Raw genomic sequence first — 16,055 nt, 5'->3', positions numbered from 1 at the left:
CTGCCGCGCCCGGCTCACCGGCCTGCCTGCCGCGCCCGGGGCCCACCGGCCTGCCTGCCGCGCCCGGGGCCCACCGGCCTGCTCCGGCGCGCCCGGCTCACCGGCCCGCCCTGCCGCGCCCGGCCCACCGGCTCGACCGTGGCCCGGCGGACACCGGCCCCGCCCCCGTCCGAAAGTCTCGTGTTCCGCGACTTTGGTCGCTCGACGCGTACCGGCGCCCCCGTCCGCCCGTCTGACCTGGGTAGTTTTGGGGCATGACGCGTACGGAGTACCGCTGGCTGCTGCCCTCGGCGATGGCCGACCCCGAGCTGCCCGGCGACCGGCGCGGCCGCTCCCGGCGCACGGTGCGGGACTGGGTCGTCGACCTGACCGCCTTCCTCTGCGCGGCCGGGATCGGCATGCTCGCGGCCGCCGCGATCGAAGCCGACCGCTCCACCCCCGAAGGCGTCCTGGTCGCCGACATCGTGATCGGCACGCTGGCCTGCTGCGCCCTGTGGGCGCGGCGGCGGTGGCCGGTCGGCGTCGCGGTGGCCCTGGTCCTGGTCGCCGCGGTCGAGCCGGTCTCGGCGGGGGCCATGCTCGTCGCGCTGTTCGGCGTCGCCGTGCACCGGCCGTTCCGGCCCGTGGCGGCGGTCGGGGCGCTCGCCCTGGCCACGGCCCCCGTCCAGCCGTATCTGCGCCCCGACCCGGACACCTCGTTCACCGGCGCCACGATCATGGGAGTGCTGCTGCCGCTCCTGGTGATCAGCTGGGGCATGGTCGTACGGTCCAGACGCCAGCTCGTCGTCACCCTGCGCGAGCGCGCCCGCCGGGCCGAGACCGAGGCGGCGCTCCGCGCCGAACAGGCGCAGCGGCTGGCCCGTGAGGCCATCGCCCGCGAGATGCACGATGTCCTCGCCCACCGGCTGACCCTGCTCAGCGTCCACGCCGGGGCCCTCGAATTCCGCCCCGACGCCCCGACCGCCGAGGTGGCACGGGCCGCCGGGGTCATCCGGGACAGCGCCCACGAGGCGCTCCAGGACCTCCGCGAGATCATCGGCGTCCTGCGCAGCCCCGGCGAGAGCGACGGCGACCGGCCGCAGCCCACCCTCGCCAGCCTGGACGCCCTGATCGCCGAATCCCGGCTGGCCGGGATGAAGGTCACCCTCGACAACCACGTCGGCGACCCCGCCACCGCCCCCGCCGCCACCGGCCGCACCGTCTACCGCATCGCCCAGGAGGGCCTGACCAACGCCCGCAAGCACGCGCCCGGCGCCGAGGTCACCGTCACGGTCACCGGCGCCCCGGGCCAGGGGCTCACCGTCGAGGTGTGCAATCCGGCGCCCACCCGGCCCTTCGAGCAGGTCCCCGGCTCCGGCCAGGGGCTCATCGGCCTCACCGAACGCGCCACCCTGGCCGGGGGCAGCCTCGACCACGGACCGCGACCGGACGGCGGCTTCCGGATCCGGGCCACGCTGCCGTGGCCCGCCTGACCGCCGAGGCGGCACCGGATGTACCCGGTGGTCCCGGGTACATTCGGCGCGCCCGGCTGACTACGGTGGTCGCCATGACCACCTCCACCCCGATGGACCCCGTGGCACCGCCCGTCCGGCTGCTCATCGTCGACGACGACCCGCTCGTACGGGCGGGCCTCGTCCTCATGCTCGGCGGCGCCGACGACATCGACATCGTGGGGGAGGCGGCGGACGGTACGGAGGTCGCCGGTCTCGTCGACCGGCTGCGCCCCGACGTGGTGCTGATGGACATCCGGATGCCGGACATGGACGGGCTGACCGCGACCGAGGCACTGCGCGCCCGTCCCGACGCCCCGGAGGTCATCGTCCTGACGACCTTCCACGCCGACGAACAGGTGGTGCGGGCCATCCGCGCCGGGGCGGCCGGATTCGTCCTGAAGGACACCCCGCCGGCGCGGATCGTCGACTCGGTGCGGCGGGTGGCGGCCGGGGACCCGGTGCTGTCCCCCGCGGTGACCCGCCGGCTCATGGACCGCGCCGCCGGGACCGGTCCGCGCGGCGGCCACGATGAGCGGACGGACCGGGCCGACCGGGCGCGGCAGCGGATCGCGGCGCTCGCCGAGCGGGAACGCGAGGTCGCGATCGCCGTGGCCCACGGCCGTTCCAACGCCGAGATCGCCGCGACGCTCTACCTCAGCGTGGCGACCGTGAAGACCCAGGTCTCCCGCATCCTGGCCAGGTTCGGCTTCAACAACCGTGTCCAGATCGCGCTGTTGGTGCACGACGCGGGCCTGCTCGACGACGACCGCGGGGAACCGTCGGCATAGGGTGAACCGTTCTGTCCGAAACGACCGGGCCGAACGGGCGGTCCGACCGGGAGGGACGAACCCATGTCCGATGTCAGTGGTCATGCCGAAGTCGATGCCGATCTGCGCGGGTCGGCGGAGTTCACCGCGAATCCGTACCCGTACTACGAGAAGCTCCGTGCGGCGGGTCCGGTGCACACCGTCCGCACCGACGAGTTCGACCGCGTCTGGCTCGTGGTGGGGTACGAGGAGGCCCGCACGGTCCTCGCCGACCCCCGGTTCGCCAAGGACTGGCGGGGACTGCCGGGTGCGCCCGCCGAGAGCGACCCCATCTTCCTCAACCTGCTGGAGCTGGACGCACCCCATCACACCCGGCTGCGCAGGCTCGTCGCCCGTGAGTTCACCGCCCGCCGGGTCGAGGCGCTGCGCCCGCGCATCCAGCAGATCACCGACGGGCTCCTCGACGCGATGGTGCCCGCCGGGCGGGCCGATCTCGTCGACGCGCTCGCCTTCCCGCTGCCGATGACCGTCATCTGCGAACTGATCGGCGTCCCGGACCTGGACCGCGACGCCTTCCGCCTGCTGTCGAACGGCGTGGTCACCCCCGCCTCGCCGGAGGCGGAGAACGAGGCGGTGCGCGCCATGAACGAGTACCTCCGCCGGCTCATCGACGACAAGCGCCGTTCGCCCGGCGACGACCTGATGAGCGCCCTGGTCAGGACCCGCGACGAGGACGGCGACCGCCTCTCCCAGGACGAACTGGTGGGCATGGCCTTCCTGTTGCTGGTCGCAGGCCACGAGACCACGGTCAACCTGATCGCCAACGGGGTACGGGCGCTGCTCGCCCACCCCGAGCAACTGGCGGCCCTCCTGGCCGATCCGGAACTGATCGGCGGCGCGGTCGAGGAGATGCTGCGCTACGACGGACCGGTGGAGAACGCCACGCTCCGCTTCCCGCGCGAGCCGGTCCGGATCGGGCGGCGGGTCGTCCCGGCCGGGGTGCCGGTCCTGGTGTCCCTGGCGGGCGCCGACCGGGACGGGGGCCGCTATCCGGAACCGGACACCTTCGACATCCGCCGCGAGGCCCAGGGCCATCTGGCCTTCGGACACGGCGTCCACTTCTGCGTGGGAGCGCCGCTGGCCCGGCTGGAGGGACGGATCGCGATCCGTACCCTGCTGGAGCGGTGCCCCGCTCTCGCGCCGGACCCGGAGGCCGGGAAGCCGGACTGGATCCCCGGGATGCTGCTGCGCGGGATGCGCGGACTGCCCGTCCGCTGGTGAGACAAGGAGCTCTGTGATGACCGGACTTGACCTTCGGATGGCGCGGAAGGTGCTCGACAGCCAGCCGTTCAGCGAACTGGTGGGGGCGCGGATCACCGCCTTCGGGGACGGCGCGGCCACCCTCGAAGTCGACATCCGCCAGGAACTCCAGCAGCAGAACGGCTTTCTGCACGGCGGGGTCCTGGCCTACGCGGCCGACAACGCGATCACCTTCGCCGCCGGTACGACCCTTGGCCCGGCCGTACTGACCGGCGGCTTCTCCATCCAGTACGTCCGCCCGGCCACCGGTCGCACCCTCGTCGCCCACGCCGAGGTCGCGCACACCGGCCGCCGCCAGGCGGTGGTCCGCTGCGAGCTGTTCGCCGCGGGGGAGGAGGGGGAGCGGACGCTCTGCGCGGTCGCGCAGGGGACCGTGCTGTCGGCCGCCCAGCCATCCGCCTGAGCCGGGCGGCCGGCCGGGCAGTCGGACGCGAAAGGCGGCTCAGGCCGAGGGTGCCGGGGGTGCCGTCCTGGCGGTGGTCTCCGGTCCCGCCGTCCGCCTGGCGCCGGGCGGGCGGGTGCGTGGCCGGCCCCGGGCCCGGCTGTGGAAGGCGGCTCAGGCTGGGGGTGCTGTCCCGGCGGTGGTCTCCGGTCCCGCCTGGCGCCGGACGGGCGGGCGGGCGTGTGGCCGGCCCCGGGCCCGGCCGTGGGAGGCGGCTCAGGCCGGCGCCGCCGCCCCGTCGGTGATCTCCGCGATCGCCACGGGGCGCCGCTCCCGGCGCGACACCTCGCACGCCTCCGCGATCAGCAGCGCGCGCCATGCCTCCCGGCCGTCGCAGGGATTGGGCCCCTCGCCCCGCACCACCCGTACGAACGCGTCCAGTTCGGCCTCGTACGCCGGGGCGAACCGCTCCAGGAAGCCGGGCCAGGGGCCGGTGGGCGCCGGGGGCCCCTGGGGCTCGGCCGAGGTGACCGGCGTACGGGCGTCCAGACCGACGGTGATCTGGTCGAGGTCGCCCGCCAGCTCCATCCGCACGTCGTAGCCCGCGCCGTTGCAGCGGCTGGCCGCGGCCGTGGCCAGGGTGCCGTCGTCGAGGGTCAGCAGGACCGCGGCCGTGTCCACGTCGCCCGCCGCCCGGAACATCCCGGGCCCGGCATCCGATCCGGCGGCGTACACCTCCGTCACCTCGCGGCCCGTCACCCACCGCAGCATGTCGAAGTCATGGACCAGGCAGTCCCGGTACAGCCCCCCGGAGAGCGGCAGATAGGCGGCGGGCGGCGGGGCGGGGTCCATGGTCATCGCCCGCACCGAGTGCAGCCTGCCCAGCGCACCGGCCCGCACGGCGGCGCGGGCCGCCCGGTACCCCGCGTCGAACCTGCGCATGAAGCCCAGCTGGAGCACGCTCCCGGCCCGCTCGACCTCGCACAGCGCGGCCAGGGTGCCCGGCAGGTCCAGGGCGATCGGCTTCTCGCAGAACGCCGGGAGCCCCGCCCGCGCGGCCCGGCCGATCAGCTCCGCGTGCGCCGAGGTGGCCGAGGCGATCACCACGGCGTCCACCCCCGCGCCGAACACCTCGGCGGCGCCCGGGACGGCCGTCGCGCCGGTGCGCCGCGCCGCCTCGGCGGCCCGCGCCCCGTCGGTGTCCGTCACCACCAGGGCGTCCACCTCGGGATGGCGGGCCAGCACGCCCGCGTGGAAGGAACCGATCCGGCCGGTGCCGATGAGTCCGATGCGCATGGACCCAACGTGCCGTCCGCCGACTGCGCTGTCAACCATATGTCCGGACAAGCTGCGGCTTGTTCGTAGGTCCTGCTGTCCGGACAACAGGACGACCGGACTACCGGCCGTCCGATGCGAGGGTTACCCTCCACGCGTGCCCAAACCCACCACCGACCCCGCCGCACTCGAACTCGGCGTGGACCGCACCAGCCCGATCCCGCTCTACTTCCAGCTCGCCCAGCAGCTGGAGGCCGCCGTCGAGCAGGGCCGACTCGCCCCCGGCAGTCTCCTCGGCAACGAGATCGAGCTCGCGGCCCGGCTCGGTCTGTCCCGGCCCACGGTCCGCCAGGCCATCCAGTCGCTGGTCGACAAGGGGCTGATGGTCCGCCGCCGGGGCGTCGGCACCCAGGTCGTGCACAGCACCGTCCGCCGCCCGCTCGAACTGAGCAGCCTCTACGACGACCTGGAGAGCACGGGCGGGCAGCCCACCACCCGCGTCCTGCGCAACACCGTCGAGCCGGCCGGGCCGGAGGCGGCCGACGCGCTCGGACTCGCCGAGGGCACCGACGTCCACCTCGTCGAGCGGCTGCGGTACGCGCACGGCGAGCCGCTGGCCCTCCTGCGCAACCACCTGCCGGCCGGGATCGTCGACCTGGACACCGAACGGCTGGAGGCCACCGGCCTGTACCGGATGCTGCGCGGCGCCGGGATCACCCTGCACAGCGCCCGCCAGACCGTCGGCGCCCGGCTCGCGGCCGACGGCGAGGCGGCCCGGCTCGACGAGGCGGCGGGGGCCGCCGTGCTGACCATGACACGCACCACCTTCGACGACACCGGACGGGCGGTCGAGTTCGGCTCCCACCTCTACCGGGCCTCGCGCTACACCTTCGATTTCCAGCTGCTCGTACGGTGACGACGGCCGCACGGCCCGTTGACGTCGCGTACGGCCACCGCTAGAACTCCTCCAGCCGCACTCGGGCGGCCGGGAGAGAGGGCGGACCCACCATGCGCACCTGCCGCGAGGCAGCACCTCCGATCACCGCCGTCACCGACGACGACCGGCCGCGGCCGCGGAGACGCACCATGCGCGGCAGCCGGTGAACGCCCCGCGCCCCCCGCGCCGACACACGCGTCCCGCCCCTGCCGGGCGGTGGCGCCGACCGCTCGGGGATACTTGGCCAGCCGGGCCGGGTGCACATCACCCCCGGCCCCTCCCAGCAGTACAGCGAGCAGCACAAGAAGGGCACGGCGTCGTGGCAAGGGTTCGGACAGGGGTACGTGCGATGGGCATCGTGCTTGCGGCGGTGCTCGGGGTGTCCCTCGTGGGATGCAGCAGCACCGGTGGCAAGCGGGCGGAGGAGCGCGCGGCCCGCGCCGCCGCCGAGGGCCGGGCCGCGGTGGACACACCCCGCTGGACCTTCGCCATGGTCACCCACTCGGGCGACGGCGACACCTTCTGGGACATCGTCCAGCGCGGTGCCGAGCAGGCGGCCGTCAAGGACAACATCAAGTTCCTGTACTCGCACAACGACGAGGCGCAGCAGCAGGCCCAGCTGGTGCAGGCCGCCATCGACCAGAAGGTCGACGGGCTGATCGTCACCCTCGCCAAGCCGGACGCGATGAAGGACGTCGTGACCAAGGCCGTCAAGGCCGGTATCCCGGTGATCACGGTGAACTCCGGCTCCGCCGAGTCCAAGCAGTTCGGCGCGCTGACCCACATCGGCCAGGACGAGTCCATCGCGGGCGAGGCGGTCGGTGACGAGCTCAACGCACGGGGCCGCAAGAAGGCCCTGTGCATCCTGCACGAACAGGGCAACGTCGGCCACGAGCAGCGCTGCGCCGGAGCGAAGAAGACCTTCGACGGGCAGTTGCAGAACCTCTACGTCGAGGGCACCAACATGCCCGACGTCCAGGCGTCCATCGAGGCGAAGCTCCAGGCGGACAAGAGCATCGACGCGGTCGTCACCCTCGGGGCGCCGTTCGCGGACGCCGCCGTCAAGGCGAAGAAGACCGCGGGCAGCAAGGCCGAGATCGACACCTTCGACCTGAACGCCAAGGTCGCCACGGCCCTCCAGGACAAGACCCTCGGCTTCGCGGTCGACCAGCAGCCGTACCTCCAGGGGTACGAGGCGGTCGACCTGCTCTGGCTCTACCGCTACAACGGCAATGTGCTCGGCGGCGGCCGCCCGGTCCTCACCGGCCCGCAGATCATCACCGCGAAGGACGCCGCCGCGCTGGCCGAGTACACCAAGCGGGGGACCCGATGAGCGGCACCGCCGCACCGTCGGCCCCGGCCGACGAGAGGCTGCTGCGCACCTCACCGCTGCGCAGGCTGCTCGGCCGGCCCGAGCTGGGCTCGGTGGTCGGTGCCGCGGCCGTCTTCATCTTCTTCTCGATCGTCGCCGACAGCTTCCTGCGCGCCTCCAGCCTCGGCACGGTGCTGTACGCGGCCTCGACGATCGGGATCATGGCGGCGCCGGTGGCCCTGCTGATGATCGGCGGCGAGTTCGACCTCTCCGCCGGTGTGCTGGTCACCAGCTCCGCGCTGATCTCGTCGATGTTCAGCTATCAGATGACGGCCAACGTCTGGGTCGGCGTCTTCGTGTCGTTGCTGGTCACCCTGGCCTTCGGGGCGTTCAACGGCTTCATGCTGACCCGTACCAAACTGCCGAGCTTCATCATCACGCTCGGTACGTTCCTGATGCTGACCGGCCTCAATCTGGGCTTCACCAAGCTGATCAGCGGGACCGTGTCCACGAAGTCCATCGGCGACATGGAAGGCTTCGACTCGGCCCGCAGCGTCTTCGCCTCGCAGTGGACGATCGGCGGCGTCGAGTTCAAGGTCACCATCCTGTGGTGGGCCGTGCTCGTCGCGATCGCCACCTGGATCCTGCTCCGTACCCGCTTCGGCAACTGGATCTTCGCGGTCGGCGGCGAGGCGGACGCGGCCCGCGCGGTCGGCGTCCCGGTGATCCGCACCAAGATCGGGCTCTACCTCGGGGTCGCCTTCGCCGCCTGGGTCTCCGGCCAGCACCTGCTGTTCTCGTACGACGTGGTGCAGTCCGGCGAGGGCGTCGGCAACGAACTGATCTACATCATCGCGGCCGTCATCGGCGGCTGCCTGATCACCGGCGGCTACGGCTCCGCGATCGGCTCCGCGGTCGGTGCCTTCATCTTCGGCATGACCAGCAAGGGCATCGTGTACGCGGAGTGGAACCCGGACTGGTTCAAGTTCTTCCTCGGAGCCATGCTGCTCCTGGCCACCCTGCTCAACGCATGGGTACGCAAGCGCGCGGAGGCGACGAAATGACGGCCCCCCAGACCCCGGCGGACCCCGAGGCGACCGGCCGGGCGCTCGTCGAGCTCGATCACGTCAGCAAGTTCTACGGGAACATCAAGGCCCTCACGGACGTCTCGCTGGAGGTCCACGCGGGGGAGATCACCTGTGTGCTCGGGGACAACGGCGCGGGAAAGTCCACCCTGATCAAGATCATCGCGGGGCTGCACCGGCACGACGCCGGGACCTTCCTCGTCGACGGCGAGGAGACCACCCTGGTCAACCCGCGCGACGCCCTGGACCGCGGCATCGCCACGGTCTACCAGGACCTGGCCGTCGTCCCGCTGATGCCGGTCTGGCGCAACTTCTTCCTCGGCTCCGAGCCGACCACCGGCGTCGGTCCCCTCAAGCGCCTGGACGCGCGGCGGATGCGCGAGACGACCCGCTCCGAGCTGCTGCGCATGGGGATCGACCTGCGCGACGTCGACCAGCCGATCGGTACCCTCTCCGGCGGCGAGCGCCAGTGCGTCGCCATCGCGCGGGCCGTCCACTTCGGCGCCAAGGTCCTCGTCCTGGACGAGCCCACCGCCGCGCTCGGCGTCAAGCAGTCCGGGGTCGTGCTCAAGTACGTCGCGGCCGCCCGCGACGCCGGTCTCGGCGTGGTCCTCATCACGCACAACCCGCACCACGCGTATCTGGTCGGTGACCGTTTCGTGCTGCTGAAGCGGGGCGCCATGTCCGGCAGCCACACCAAGGGGAGCATCACGCTGGACGAGCTGACCCGCCAGATGGCGGGCGGCAGCGAGCTGGAGGAGCTCAGCCACGAGCTGGAGCGGGCTCCCGCGCCGCCCCTCCCCGGCAGCCACCCGGGCACCGGCGAACCCGGGTAGGACCCGGCCCGGAGCGGACCCGCGGGCACCGGTCCGCCAGCCCCGGTGCCCCGGCAGTGGCAGAATCGAGCCCGACGGGCGCAGTCCGCCGCCGGGAGCACCGCCCCCGGCTCCCCCAGACCCCGCAGGGACGATGAGCACGTACCGCGACTTCACACACCGCGGCTCCGCCCGCGCCACCGTCCTGCGGACGGTCGGCACCCGGGAGCGGCGCTCGCACCTCACGGCACCGCGGGTTCCCACCGTCGGCATCGACATCGGCGGTACTAAGGTGATGGCGGGCGTCGTCGACGCCGACGGCAACATCCTGGAGCAACTGCGCACCGAGACGCCGGACAAGTCCAAGAGCCCCAAGGTCGTCGAGGACACCATCGTCGAGCTGGTCCTCGACCTCTCCGACCGGCACGATGTGCACGCCGTCGGCATCGGGGCGGCCGGCTGGGTCGACGCGGACCGCTCCAAGGTGCTCTTCGCCCCGCACCTCGCCTGGCGCGACGAACCGCTGCGCGACGCCCTCGCCTCCCGGCTCGTGGTCCCCGTCATGGTCGACAACGACGCCAACACCGCCGCGTGGGCGGAGTGGCGCTTCGGCGCGGGCCGCGGCGAGGACCATCTCGTCATGATCACGCTCGGCACCGGCATCGGCGGCGCGATCCTGGAGGACGGGCAGGTCAAGCGCGGCAAGTACGGGGTCGCCGGTGAGTTCGGCCACATGCAGGTGGTGCCCGGCGGGCACCGCTGCCCCTGCGGGAACCGCGGCTGCTGGGAGCAGTACAGCTCCGGCAACGCGCTCGTCCGGGAGGCCAGGGAGCTGGCCGCCGCCGACTCCCCGGTGGCGCACGGCATCATCGAGCGGGTCAAGGGCAACATCCCCGACATCACCGGGCCGCTCATCACCGAACTGGCCCGCGAGGGCGACGCGATGTGCGTCGAGCTCCTCCAGGACATCGGCCAGTGGCTCGGCGTGGGCATCGCCAATCTGGCGGCCGCGCTCGACCCCTCCTGCTTCGTCATCGGGGGCGGTGTCAGCGCCGCCGACGACCTGCTCATCGGCCCCGCCAGGGATGCCTTCAAACGCCATCTCACCGGCCGCGGCTACCGCCCCGAGGCCCGGATCGCCAAGGCGCAGCTCGGCCCGGAGGCGGGTATGGTCGGCGCCGCGGACCTGGCCCGGCTGGTGGCCCGCAGATTCCGCCGCGCCAACCGACGCCGCGTCGAGCGGTACGAGCGGTACGCCCAGATCTACGACCAGGCCGCGAGCACCATCCGTAATACCCGCTCCACCCGTACCTCCTAGGGATCCCCAGACACATGACCGCAGCCGAACACCCCGTCCTGCCGCGTCAGTCCTCGCCGTCCGACGAGGGGCCGCCGCCGCAGGACCGCCGCCGGACGATCCGCCGCCGGCTGATCACGGCGACCATCATCGTGCTGCTCATCGGCATCCCGGCCGGCTATCTGCTGATCTCCGCCGGGCAGAGCCGCCGCTCCGGCCAGAACAAGGAGGCCGAGGCCTCGGCGCAGGGGCTCAGGGAGGGCTGGCCGTCCCGGATGCAGCGCCGGATCTTCGAACTGCCGATGCCCGGCAACTCCCTGGACGTGCAGTACTACGAGACCAACAACTGGAAGGCCAGCCGGCTGTACGTGGAGTTCCGCACCACGTCCGCCGGGCTGGACCGCTTCCTGGGCCGGATGGGCAGCGGGCGCTCCGACCTGGAGACCGGCAGGGTGACCATCGGCGCCCGCGACCGGAAGATCTCGGGCTGGACGTTCGGTTCCGGGGCCGACTGGGCGGGCACCCGGCACACCAACAAGAACCCCCGCCCCACCCAGGACATCACGGTGAACATGACCGACCCGATGAACCCGGTCGTCTACGTCGTCTCCGCCGCGACCCCCTGATCCGGTCCGCGGTCCGCCGCCACCGCAGCCGGGCGGGCGCCGGGCCGCGGTGGTGACGGTGCGTCAGGGGCGGTCGGTCAGATAGCCGCCCATGGCGGTGAAGTACTCCGTGGCGGGCATCTCCCGGCCGCTCTCGGTCCGTACCCGGGTGATGGCCAGTCCGTGGTTGCGGCCGGTGCGGGCGTCGGCCCCGGCGACGATCACCACGCCCTCGCCCTCGCGGTAGAAGATCCGGCCGGGCGTACCGCCGTAGCGGTTCTGGGACACCACCGCGGCCAGCACCTCCAGGCGCTTGCCCTTGTGGAAGGTGAAGGCGCTGGGGTACGGCTCCGACTGGGCGCGGACCAGTCGTTCGAGGTCCTCGGCCGGCCAGTTCCAGTCGATGCGGATGTCCTCGGTGGACCGCTTGTGGAAGAAGCTGGCCTGCGAGCGGTCCTGCGGGGTGAACTCCGTCTGCCCGGCGGCGATGAGGTCGAGTGCGCCGATGGTGACCGGGGCGATGAGGTCCACGGTCTTGTGGAAGAGGTCGGTGGCGGTGTCCGCCGGACCGACCGGCACGGACTCCTGGCGGACGATGTCCCCGGCGTCGAGCTCGTCGTCCATCATGTGCGCGGTGACGCCCACTTCGGACTCGCCGTTGATCAGGGCCCAGATCAGCGGCGAGAACCCGGCGTACTTCGGCAGCAGCGAATCGTGCACGTTCAGCGTGCCGTGGCGCGGGAGGCCGAAGATCCGCGGCGGGATCCAGGTCCGCCAGTTGTTGGCCACGATGATGTCCGGGTCGGCCTCCTTGAGGCGCTCGAACAGCTCCTCGTCGTCCGGGCGGTTGCGGATCAGCACCGGGACGCCGTGCTCCTCGGCGAGGTCGGCGACGGAGTCGCTCCAGATCTTCTCGTACGCGTGCTCGCTCTTGGGGTGCGTCACGACCAGTACCACGTGGTGCTCGGAGTCCAGGAGGGCTTGCAGGGTGCGGTGCCCCCAGGTCTGGTAACCGAACATGACGACCCGCATGGGGTTCCTCCTCAGAGCAGGGATAGACCGACCGTAAGTAAAGCAAGGCTTACCTTAGTTTGCAATGGGGCGAATTGGGGCTCCGATTGACGGCCCATCAGCCCCGGATGCCGGTCCTCCTATCGACAAGTCCGCATGATTAGCTTAGGCTCACCTAAGTTTAAGACGGGTGGGTCTTGTCGGCGTGCCCGCCTTTCTTCTCTTTCCTACGCCTGACAGGCGGATTTCCCGCACGATGGGAGTGACATGTCACAGGTTCTTCCTGGCGACGCACCACTGGTCCACGACCTGATTGGTATCGGCTTCGGCCCCTCCAATGTGGCCATGGCGATTGCGCTGAGCGAGCACAACTCAGGCGTCGGCAGGCAGAAGCCGGTCACCGCTCACTTCTTCGAACAACAGGCGAGCTTCGGCTGGCACCGCGGCATGCTGATCGACGACGCCACCATGCAGGTGTCCTTCCTCAAGGACCTGGTGACGCTCCGGAACCCGGCCAGCGAGTTCAGCTTCCTCTGCTACCTGCAGAGCAAGGACCGGCTGATCGACTTCATCAACCACAAGAACCTGTTCCCGCTGCGGGTCGAGTTCCACGACTACTTCGAGTGGGCCGCGGCCAAGGTCGACGACATGGTCTCCTACGGCCACGAGGTCGTCGCCGTCACCCCCTTCGTCCACGACGGCACCGTGGAGTACCTGGACGTCACCGTCCGGTCGGGGGAGGGCCTGGAGGTCCACCGGGCCCGCAACCTCGTCATCGGCACCGGGCTGCGCCCCGTCATGCCGGCCGGGGTGGAGCGCGGTGAGCGGGTCTGGCACAACTCCGACCTGCTGCGCAAGGTCGAGGGGCTGGAGGGCGCGTCGCCCTCGCGGTTCGTCGTCGTGGGCGCCGGACAGAGCGCCGCGGAGAACGTCGCCTATCTGCACCGCCGTTTCCCCGAGGCCGAGGTCTGTGCGGTCTTCTCCCGCTACGGCTACAGCCCCGCCGACGACAGCAGCTTCGCCAACCGGATCTTCGACCCCGGGGCGGTCGACGACTTCTTCACCGCGCCCGAGAGCGTCAAGAGCCGGCTGATGGCCTACCACGGCAACACCAACTACTCCGTGGTGGACATCGATCTGATCGACGACCTCTACCGGCAGATGTACCAGGAGAAGGTCCTCGGCACCGAGCGGCTGCGCTTCCTCAACGTGTCCCGGGTCAACGGCGTCGAGGAGACGCCCGACGGCGTCCGGGCCACCGTGAAGTCCCTCGTCACGGGCGAGGAGACGCTGCTGGACGCCGATGTCGTGGTGTTCGCCACCGGCTACAGCCCGGCCGACCCGCTCGGGCTCCTCGGCGAGGTCGCCGACCGCTGCCTGCGCGACGACGAGGGCCGGGTCCGCGTCGAGCGCGACTACCGCGTCTCGACCGACCCCGAACTGCGCTGCGGCATCTATCTGCAGGGCGGCACGGAGCACACGCACGGCATCACCACGTCCCTGCTGTCCAACACCGCGATACGGGTCGGCGAGATCCTGGACTCCCTGCTCGACCGGGGCGTCAAGTCCGCCCCCGACGAGGCCCGGCCGGTCGCCGACGGCACCGGGGCAAAGGGATAACGAACGTCGACATGCGCACGACTGCAGTGGAGCGCCCCGCGCCCGGGGGCACGACAGGGGCCCGCGGACGGCGGGCCGGGGGGCTGGCCGTGCTGGTGGCGGTCCTCGTGATCGCGGCGGCCGTGTCGCTGGCCGTCGGCGCCCGCGCGCTGACCCCCGCCGAGGTCTGGCACGGACTGTTCGCGGCGCCCGAGTCCGACCGGCGGCTCACCGAGATCCGGCTGATCGTGCAGACCGTGCGGGTGCCCCGGACGGTGCTCGCCGTCGTGGCGGGCATCGCGCTGGGGGTCGCCGGTTCACTGATCCAGGGCTACACCCGCAACCCGATCGCCGACGCGGGCCTGCTGGGGGTGAACTCCGGCGCCTCGTTCGCCGTTGTGTCGGTGATCGCCGTGTTCGGCCTGAGCAACCCGTTCCAGTACGTCTGGTTCGCCTTCGTGGGGGCGGGGGCCGCCGGTGTCGTCGTCTTCGGTCTGGCGAGCATCGGCCGGGGGGCGGGCAATCCGCTGACGCTCGCCCTGGCGGGGCAGGGGATCACGGTGTTCCTGGCGGCGATGACCACGGCGGTGGCACTCTCCGACCAGAAGTCGCTGAACGCCCTGCGGTTCTGGAACGCGGGGTCCGTGGCCGGTGTCGGATTCGATGTCATCGGGCCGGTGAGCCTGTTCGTCGCGGCCGGTCTGCTGGCGGCGCTGATCACCCTGCCCGCGCTCAATCTGCTCAACCTGGGCGACGACGTGGCGCGCGGCCTCGGCGTGAACATCGCGCTGAGCCGGACGATCGGCATCTGCGCCATCACCCTGCTGGCGGGCGCGGCCACGGCCGCCTGCGGCCCCATCGCGTTCCTCGGGCTCATGGTGGCCCATGTGGCCCGGTATCTGACCGGCCCGGACTACCGCTGGCTGGTGCCGTACGCGGGACTGCTGGGCGCCGTCGTCCTGCTGGTCTGCGACATCGTGGGACGTCTGGTGGTGCGGCCGGGCGAGTTGGACGCGGGGGTCGTGGTCGCCCTTCTCGGCGCCCCGTTCTTCGCGATTCTGGTGTGGCGAGGAAAGTTCAGGAACGCGTGAACGGGACAGAAGTGAACCCATCGGTGGCGCCGGGCGTACGGCTCGGCGGCGTGTCGTTCGTATGGCGACCCTGGCCCGTCCTGGTCACGCTGCTGCTGCTGGCGGCGACCTTCCTGGTGTTCTGCCTCTCCATCGGCGTCGGGGACTTCCCCATCGGGCTGCCCCGGGTGATCGCCACGATCTTCGGCCGGGGCGAACAGGTCGACGAGTTCGTGGTCATGGACCTGCGGATGCCGCGCGCCCTCGCGGGCCTCGTCGTGGGGGTCGCGCTGGGGATGTCCGGGGCCATCACCCAGTCCGTGGCCCGCAATCCGCTCGCCAGCCCGGACATCCTGGGCATCACCGGGGGAGCCGGCGCGGTCGCGGTCTTCCTGGTGACGGTGTCGGGCGGGACCGCCGCGGCGGTCGTCGGCTCCGTGGGCCTGCCCGCGGCGGCGCTCGCGGGCGGCCTCGGCACGGGGCTGCTGGTGTACTTCCTGGCCTGGCGACGCGGGATCGACGGCTTCCGGCTCATCCTGATCGGCATCTCGGTGAGCGCGGTGATGGAGGCGATCACGACCTGGCTGCTGGTCTCGGCCGACATCAGGGACGTGGCCAGGGCCCAGGCGTGGCTGGTCGGTTCGCTGGCGGACCGGTCGTGGGACCAGGTCGGGACGGCGTTCTGGTGCACGCTCGTCCTCCTGGTCGTCATGGCCGCCGCCGCCTTCCAGTTCAAGCCGATGCACCTCGGCGACGAGGTCGCCGCCGGTCTGGGCGTCCGGTACACGAGGGTGCGCGCGGTCCTGCTGCTGTGCTCGGTGCTGCTGGCCGCGGTGGCCGTGAGCGCGGCGGGGCCCGTACCGTTCGTCGCCCTGGTGGCGCCGCAGGTGGCGATGCGGCTGGCGAGGTTCCCGACGCCGCCGATGGTGGCCTCCGGCCTGGTGGGCGCGGTGCTGCTGATCGGCTCGGACCTGGTCGCGCGCACGGCGCTGCCGGTCACCCTGCCGGTCGGGGTGGTCACCGCCGCGATCGGCGGACCGTTCCTCGTCTATCTGCTGGTACGCGCGAACCTGAGGTAGACGGTGAA

At 72.0% G+C, this 16,055-nt stretch carries 15 protein-coding genes; 13 read left to right on the top strand and 2 right to left on the bottom strand.

Translation table 11 applies throughout. The features are described from left to right. The first annotated feature begins 254 nt into the window (after positions 1–254). The 4 genes from ACFVFH_RS30675 (at position 255) to ACFVFH_RS30660 (ending at position 3,983) form a co-directional block, all read left to right on the top strand. Positions 255–1,472, top strand: coding sequence for a sensor histidine kinase (locus tag ACFVFH_RS30675; RefSeq protein ID WP_383774580.1), 1,218 nt, complete (start codon positions 255–257; stop codon positions 1,470–1,472). Positions 1,473–1,546: 74 nt separating this feature from the next. After that, entirely contained in the window at positions 1,547–2,281 is a 735-nt protein-coding gene (locus ACFVFH_RS30670; protein WP_383774577.1) for a response regulator, read from the top strand. 63 nt (positions 2,282–2,344) lie between these two features. Then, positions 2,345–3,541 carry a cytochrome P450 gene (locus tag ACFVFH_RS30665; RefSeq protein ID WP_383774574.1) on the top strand — a complete coding sequence of 399 codons (1,197 nt, stop codon included), beginning with the start codon at positions 2,345–2,347 and terminating at the stop codon, positions 3,539–3,541. Between the two features lie 16 nt (positions 3,542–3,557). Next, entirely contained in the window at positions 3,558–3,983 is a 426-nt protein-coding gene (locus ACFVFH_RS30660) for a PaaI family thioesterase (RefSeq protein ID WP_383774572.1), read from the top strand. 255 nt (positions 3,984–4,238) lie between these two features. On the opposite strand, the gene ACFVFH_RS30655 is transcribed toward ACFVFH_RS30660, so the two are convergent. After that, positions 4,239–5,258: a Gfo/Idh/MocA family oxidoreductase gene (locus ACFVFH_RS30655; RefSeq protein ID WP_383774570.1), complete on the bottom strand. Its 1,020-nt coding sequence runs from the start codon at positions 5,256–5,258 to the stop codon at positions 4,239–4,241. 136 nt (positions 5,259–5,394) lie between these two features. Here ACFVFH_RS30655 and ACFVFH_RS30650 point away from each other — a divergent pair, with 136 nt between their 5' ends. The 6 genes from ACFVFH_RS30650 (at position 5,395) to ACFVFH_RS30625 (ending at position 11,309) form a co-directional block, all read left to right on the top strand. After that, the gene (locus ACFVFH_RS30650) at positions 5,395–6,153 is read left to right on the top strand and encodes a GntR family transcriptional regulator (protein WP_383774567.1); all 759 of its coding nucleotides are present in this window, start codon (positions 5,395–5,397) and stop codon (positions 6,151–6,153) included. Positions 6,154–6,523: 370 nt separating this feature from the next. Then, entirely contained in the window at positions 6,524–7,507 is a 984-nt protein-coding gene (locus tag ACFVFH_RS30645; protein WP_383774565.1) for a sugar ABC transporter substrate-binding protein, read from the top strand. Further along, a complete protein-coding gene (locus tag ACFVFH_RS30640) occupies positions 7,504–8,550 on the top strand; it encodes an ABC transporter permease (RefSeq protein WP_383774563.1) in 1,047 nt (348 codons plus the stop codon). The genes ACFVFH_RS30645 and ACFVFH_RS30640 overlap by 4 nt, the downstream gene beginning before the upstream one ends. Continuing rightward, positions 8,547–9,407: an ATP-binding cassette domain-containing protein gene (locus tag ACFVFH_RS30635; RefSeq protein WP_383774560.1), complete on the top strand. Its 861-nt coding sequence runs from the start codon at positions 8,547–8,549 to the stop codon at positions 9,405–9,407. The genes ACFVFH_RS30640 and ACFVFH_RS30635 overlap by 4 nt, the downstream gene beginning before the upstream one ends. Before the next feature lie 133 nt (positions 9,408–9,540). Next, entirely contained in the window at positions 9,541–10,704 is a 1,164-nt protein-coding gene (locus ACFVFH_RS30630; RefSeq protein ID WP_383774557.1) for an ROK family glucokinase, read from the top strand. Positions 10,705–10,718: 14 nt separating this feature from the next. Then, positions 10,719–11,309: a hypothetical protein gene (locus tag ACFVFH_RS30625; protein WP_383774554.1), complete on the top strand. Its 591-nt coding sequence runs from the start codon at positions 10,719–10,721 to the stop codon at positions 11,307–11,309. Positions 11,310–11,372: 63 nt separating this feature from the next. Here ACFVFH_RS30625 and ACFVFH_RS30620 read toward each other — a convergent pair whose 3' ends face one another. Beyond that, a complete protein-coding gene (locus ACFVFH_RS30620; protein ID WP_383774552.1) occupies positions 11,373–12,320 on the bottom strand; it encodes a methionyl-tRNA formyltransferase in 948 nt (315 codons plus the stop codon). A gap of 246 nt (positions 12,321–12,566) precedes the next feature. Here ACFVFH_RS30620 and ACFVFH_RS30615 point away from each other — a divergent pair, with 246 nt between their 5' ends. From ACFVFH_RS30615 to ACFVFH_RS30605, 3 genes are read left to right on the top strand one after another with little or no spacing between them, the layout of a single operon-like run. Continuing rightward, a complete protein-coding gene (locus ACFVFH_RS30615) occupies positions 12,567–13,919 on the top strand; it encodes a lysine N(6)-hydroxylase/L-ornithine N(5)-oxygenase family protein (RefSeq protein ID WP_383774550.1) in 1,353 nt (450 codons plus the stop codon). Positions 13,920–13,930: 11 nt separating this feature from the next. After that, positions 13,931–14,989, top strand: a complete 1,059-nt coding sequence (locus tag ACFVFH_RS30610) for a FecCD family ABC transporter permease (protein WP_383774547.1) — start codon at positions 13,931–13,933, stop codon at positions 14,987–14,989. Further along, on the top strand, positions 14,986–16,047 hold the full coding sequence (locus ACFVFH_RS30605) for a FecCD family ABC transporter permease (protein WP_383774545.1): 1,062 nt from the start codon (positions 14,986–14,988) through the stop codon (positions 16,045–16,047). Before ACFVFH_RS30610 ends, ACFVFH_RS30605 begins: the two co-directional genes overlap by 4 nt. Positions 16,048–16,055: the final 8 nt, after the last annotated feature.

The sequence above is a fragment of the Streptomyces sp. NPDC057697 genome, from assembly GCF_042799335.1.
Taxonomy (GTDB): Bacteria; Actinomycetota; Actinomycetes; order Streptomycetales; family Streptomycetaceae; genus Streptomyces.
The sequence above is the reverse complement of the archived record's forward strand: the minus strand, read 5'-3'. Positions and strand labels throughout refer to the sequence as shown.

What these genes read in the sequence shown, in the direction of transcription:
- ACFVFH_RS30675 (WP_383774580.1), top strand. Translation starts at nt 255, where the DNA reads ATGACGCGTACGGAGTACCGCTGGCTGCTGCCCTCGGCGATGGCCGAC.
- ACFVFH_RS30670 (WP_383774577.1), top strand. Translation starts at nt 1,547, where the DNA reads ATGACCACCTCCACCCCGATGGACCCCGTGGCACCGCCCGTCCGGCTG.
- ACFVFH_RS30665 (WP_383774574.1), top strand. Translation starts at nt 2,345, where the DNA reads ATGTCCGATGTCAGTGGTCATGCCGAAGTCGATGCCGATCTGCGCGGG.
- ACFVFH_RS30660 (WP_383774572.1), top strand. Translation starts at nt 3,558, where the DNA reads ATGACCGGACTTGACCTTCGGATGGCGCGGAAGGTGCTCGACAGCCAG.
- ACFVFH_RS30655 (WP_383774570.1), bottom strand. Translation starts at nt 5,258, where the DNA reads ATGCGCATCGGACTCATCGGCACCGGCCGGATCGGTTCCTTCCACGCG.
- ACFVFH_RS30645 (WP_383774565.1), top strand. Translation starts at nt 6,524, where the DNA reads ATGGGCATCGTGCTTGCGGCGGTGCTCGGGGTGTCCCTCGTGGGATGC.
- ACFVFH_RS30640 (WP_383774563.1), top strand. Translation starts at nt 7,504, where the DNA reads ATGAGCGGCACCGCCGCACCGTCGGCCCCGGCCGACGAGAGGCTGCTG.
- ACFVFH_RS30635 (WP_383774560.1), top strand. Translation starts at nt 8,547, where the DNA reads ATGACGGCCCCCCAGACCCCGGCGGACCCCGAGGCGACCGGCCGGGCG.
- ACFVFH_RS30630 (WP_383774557.1), top strand. Translation starts at nt 9,541, where the DNA reads ATGAGCACGTACCGCGACTTCACACACCGCGGCTCCGCCCGCGCCACC.
- ACFVFH_RS30625 (WP_383774554.1), top strand. Translation starts at nt 10,719, where the DNA reads ATGACCGCAGCCGAACACCCCGTCCTGCCGCGTCAGTCCTCGCCGTCC.
- ACFVFH_RS30620 (WP_383774552.1), bottom strand. Translation starts at nt 12,320, where the DNA reads ATGCGGGTCGTCATGTTCGGTTACCAGACCTGGGGGCACCGCACCCTG.
- ACFVFH_RS30615 (WP_383774550.1), top strand. Translation starts at nt 12,567, where the DNA reads ATGTCACAGGTTCTTCCTGGCGACGCACCACTGGTCCACGACCTGATT.
- ACFVFH_RS30610 (WP_383774547.1), top strand. Translation starts at nt 13,931, where the DNA reads ATGCGCACGACTGCAGTGGAGCGCCCCGCGCCCGGGGGCACGACAGGG.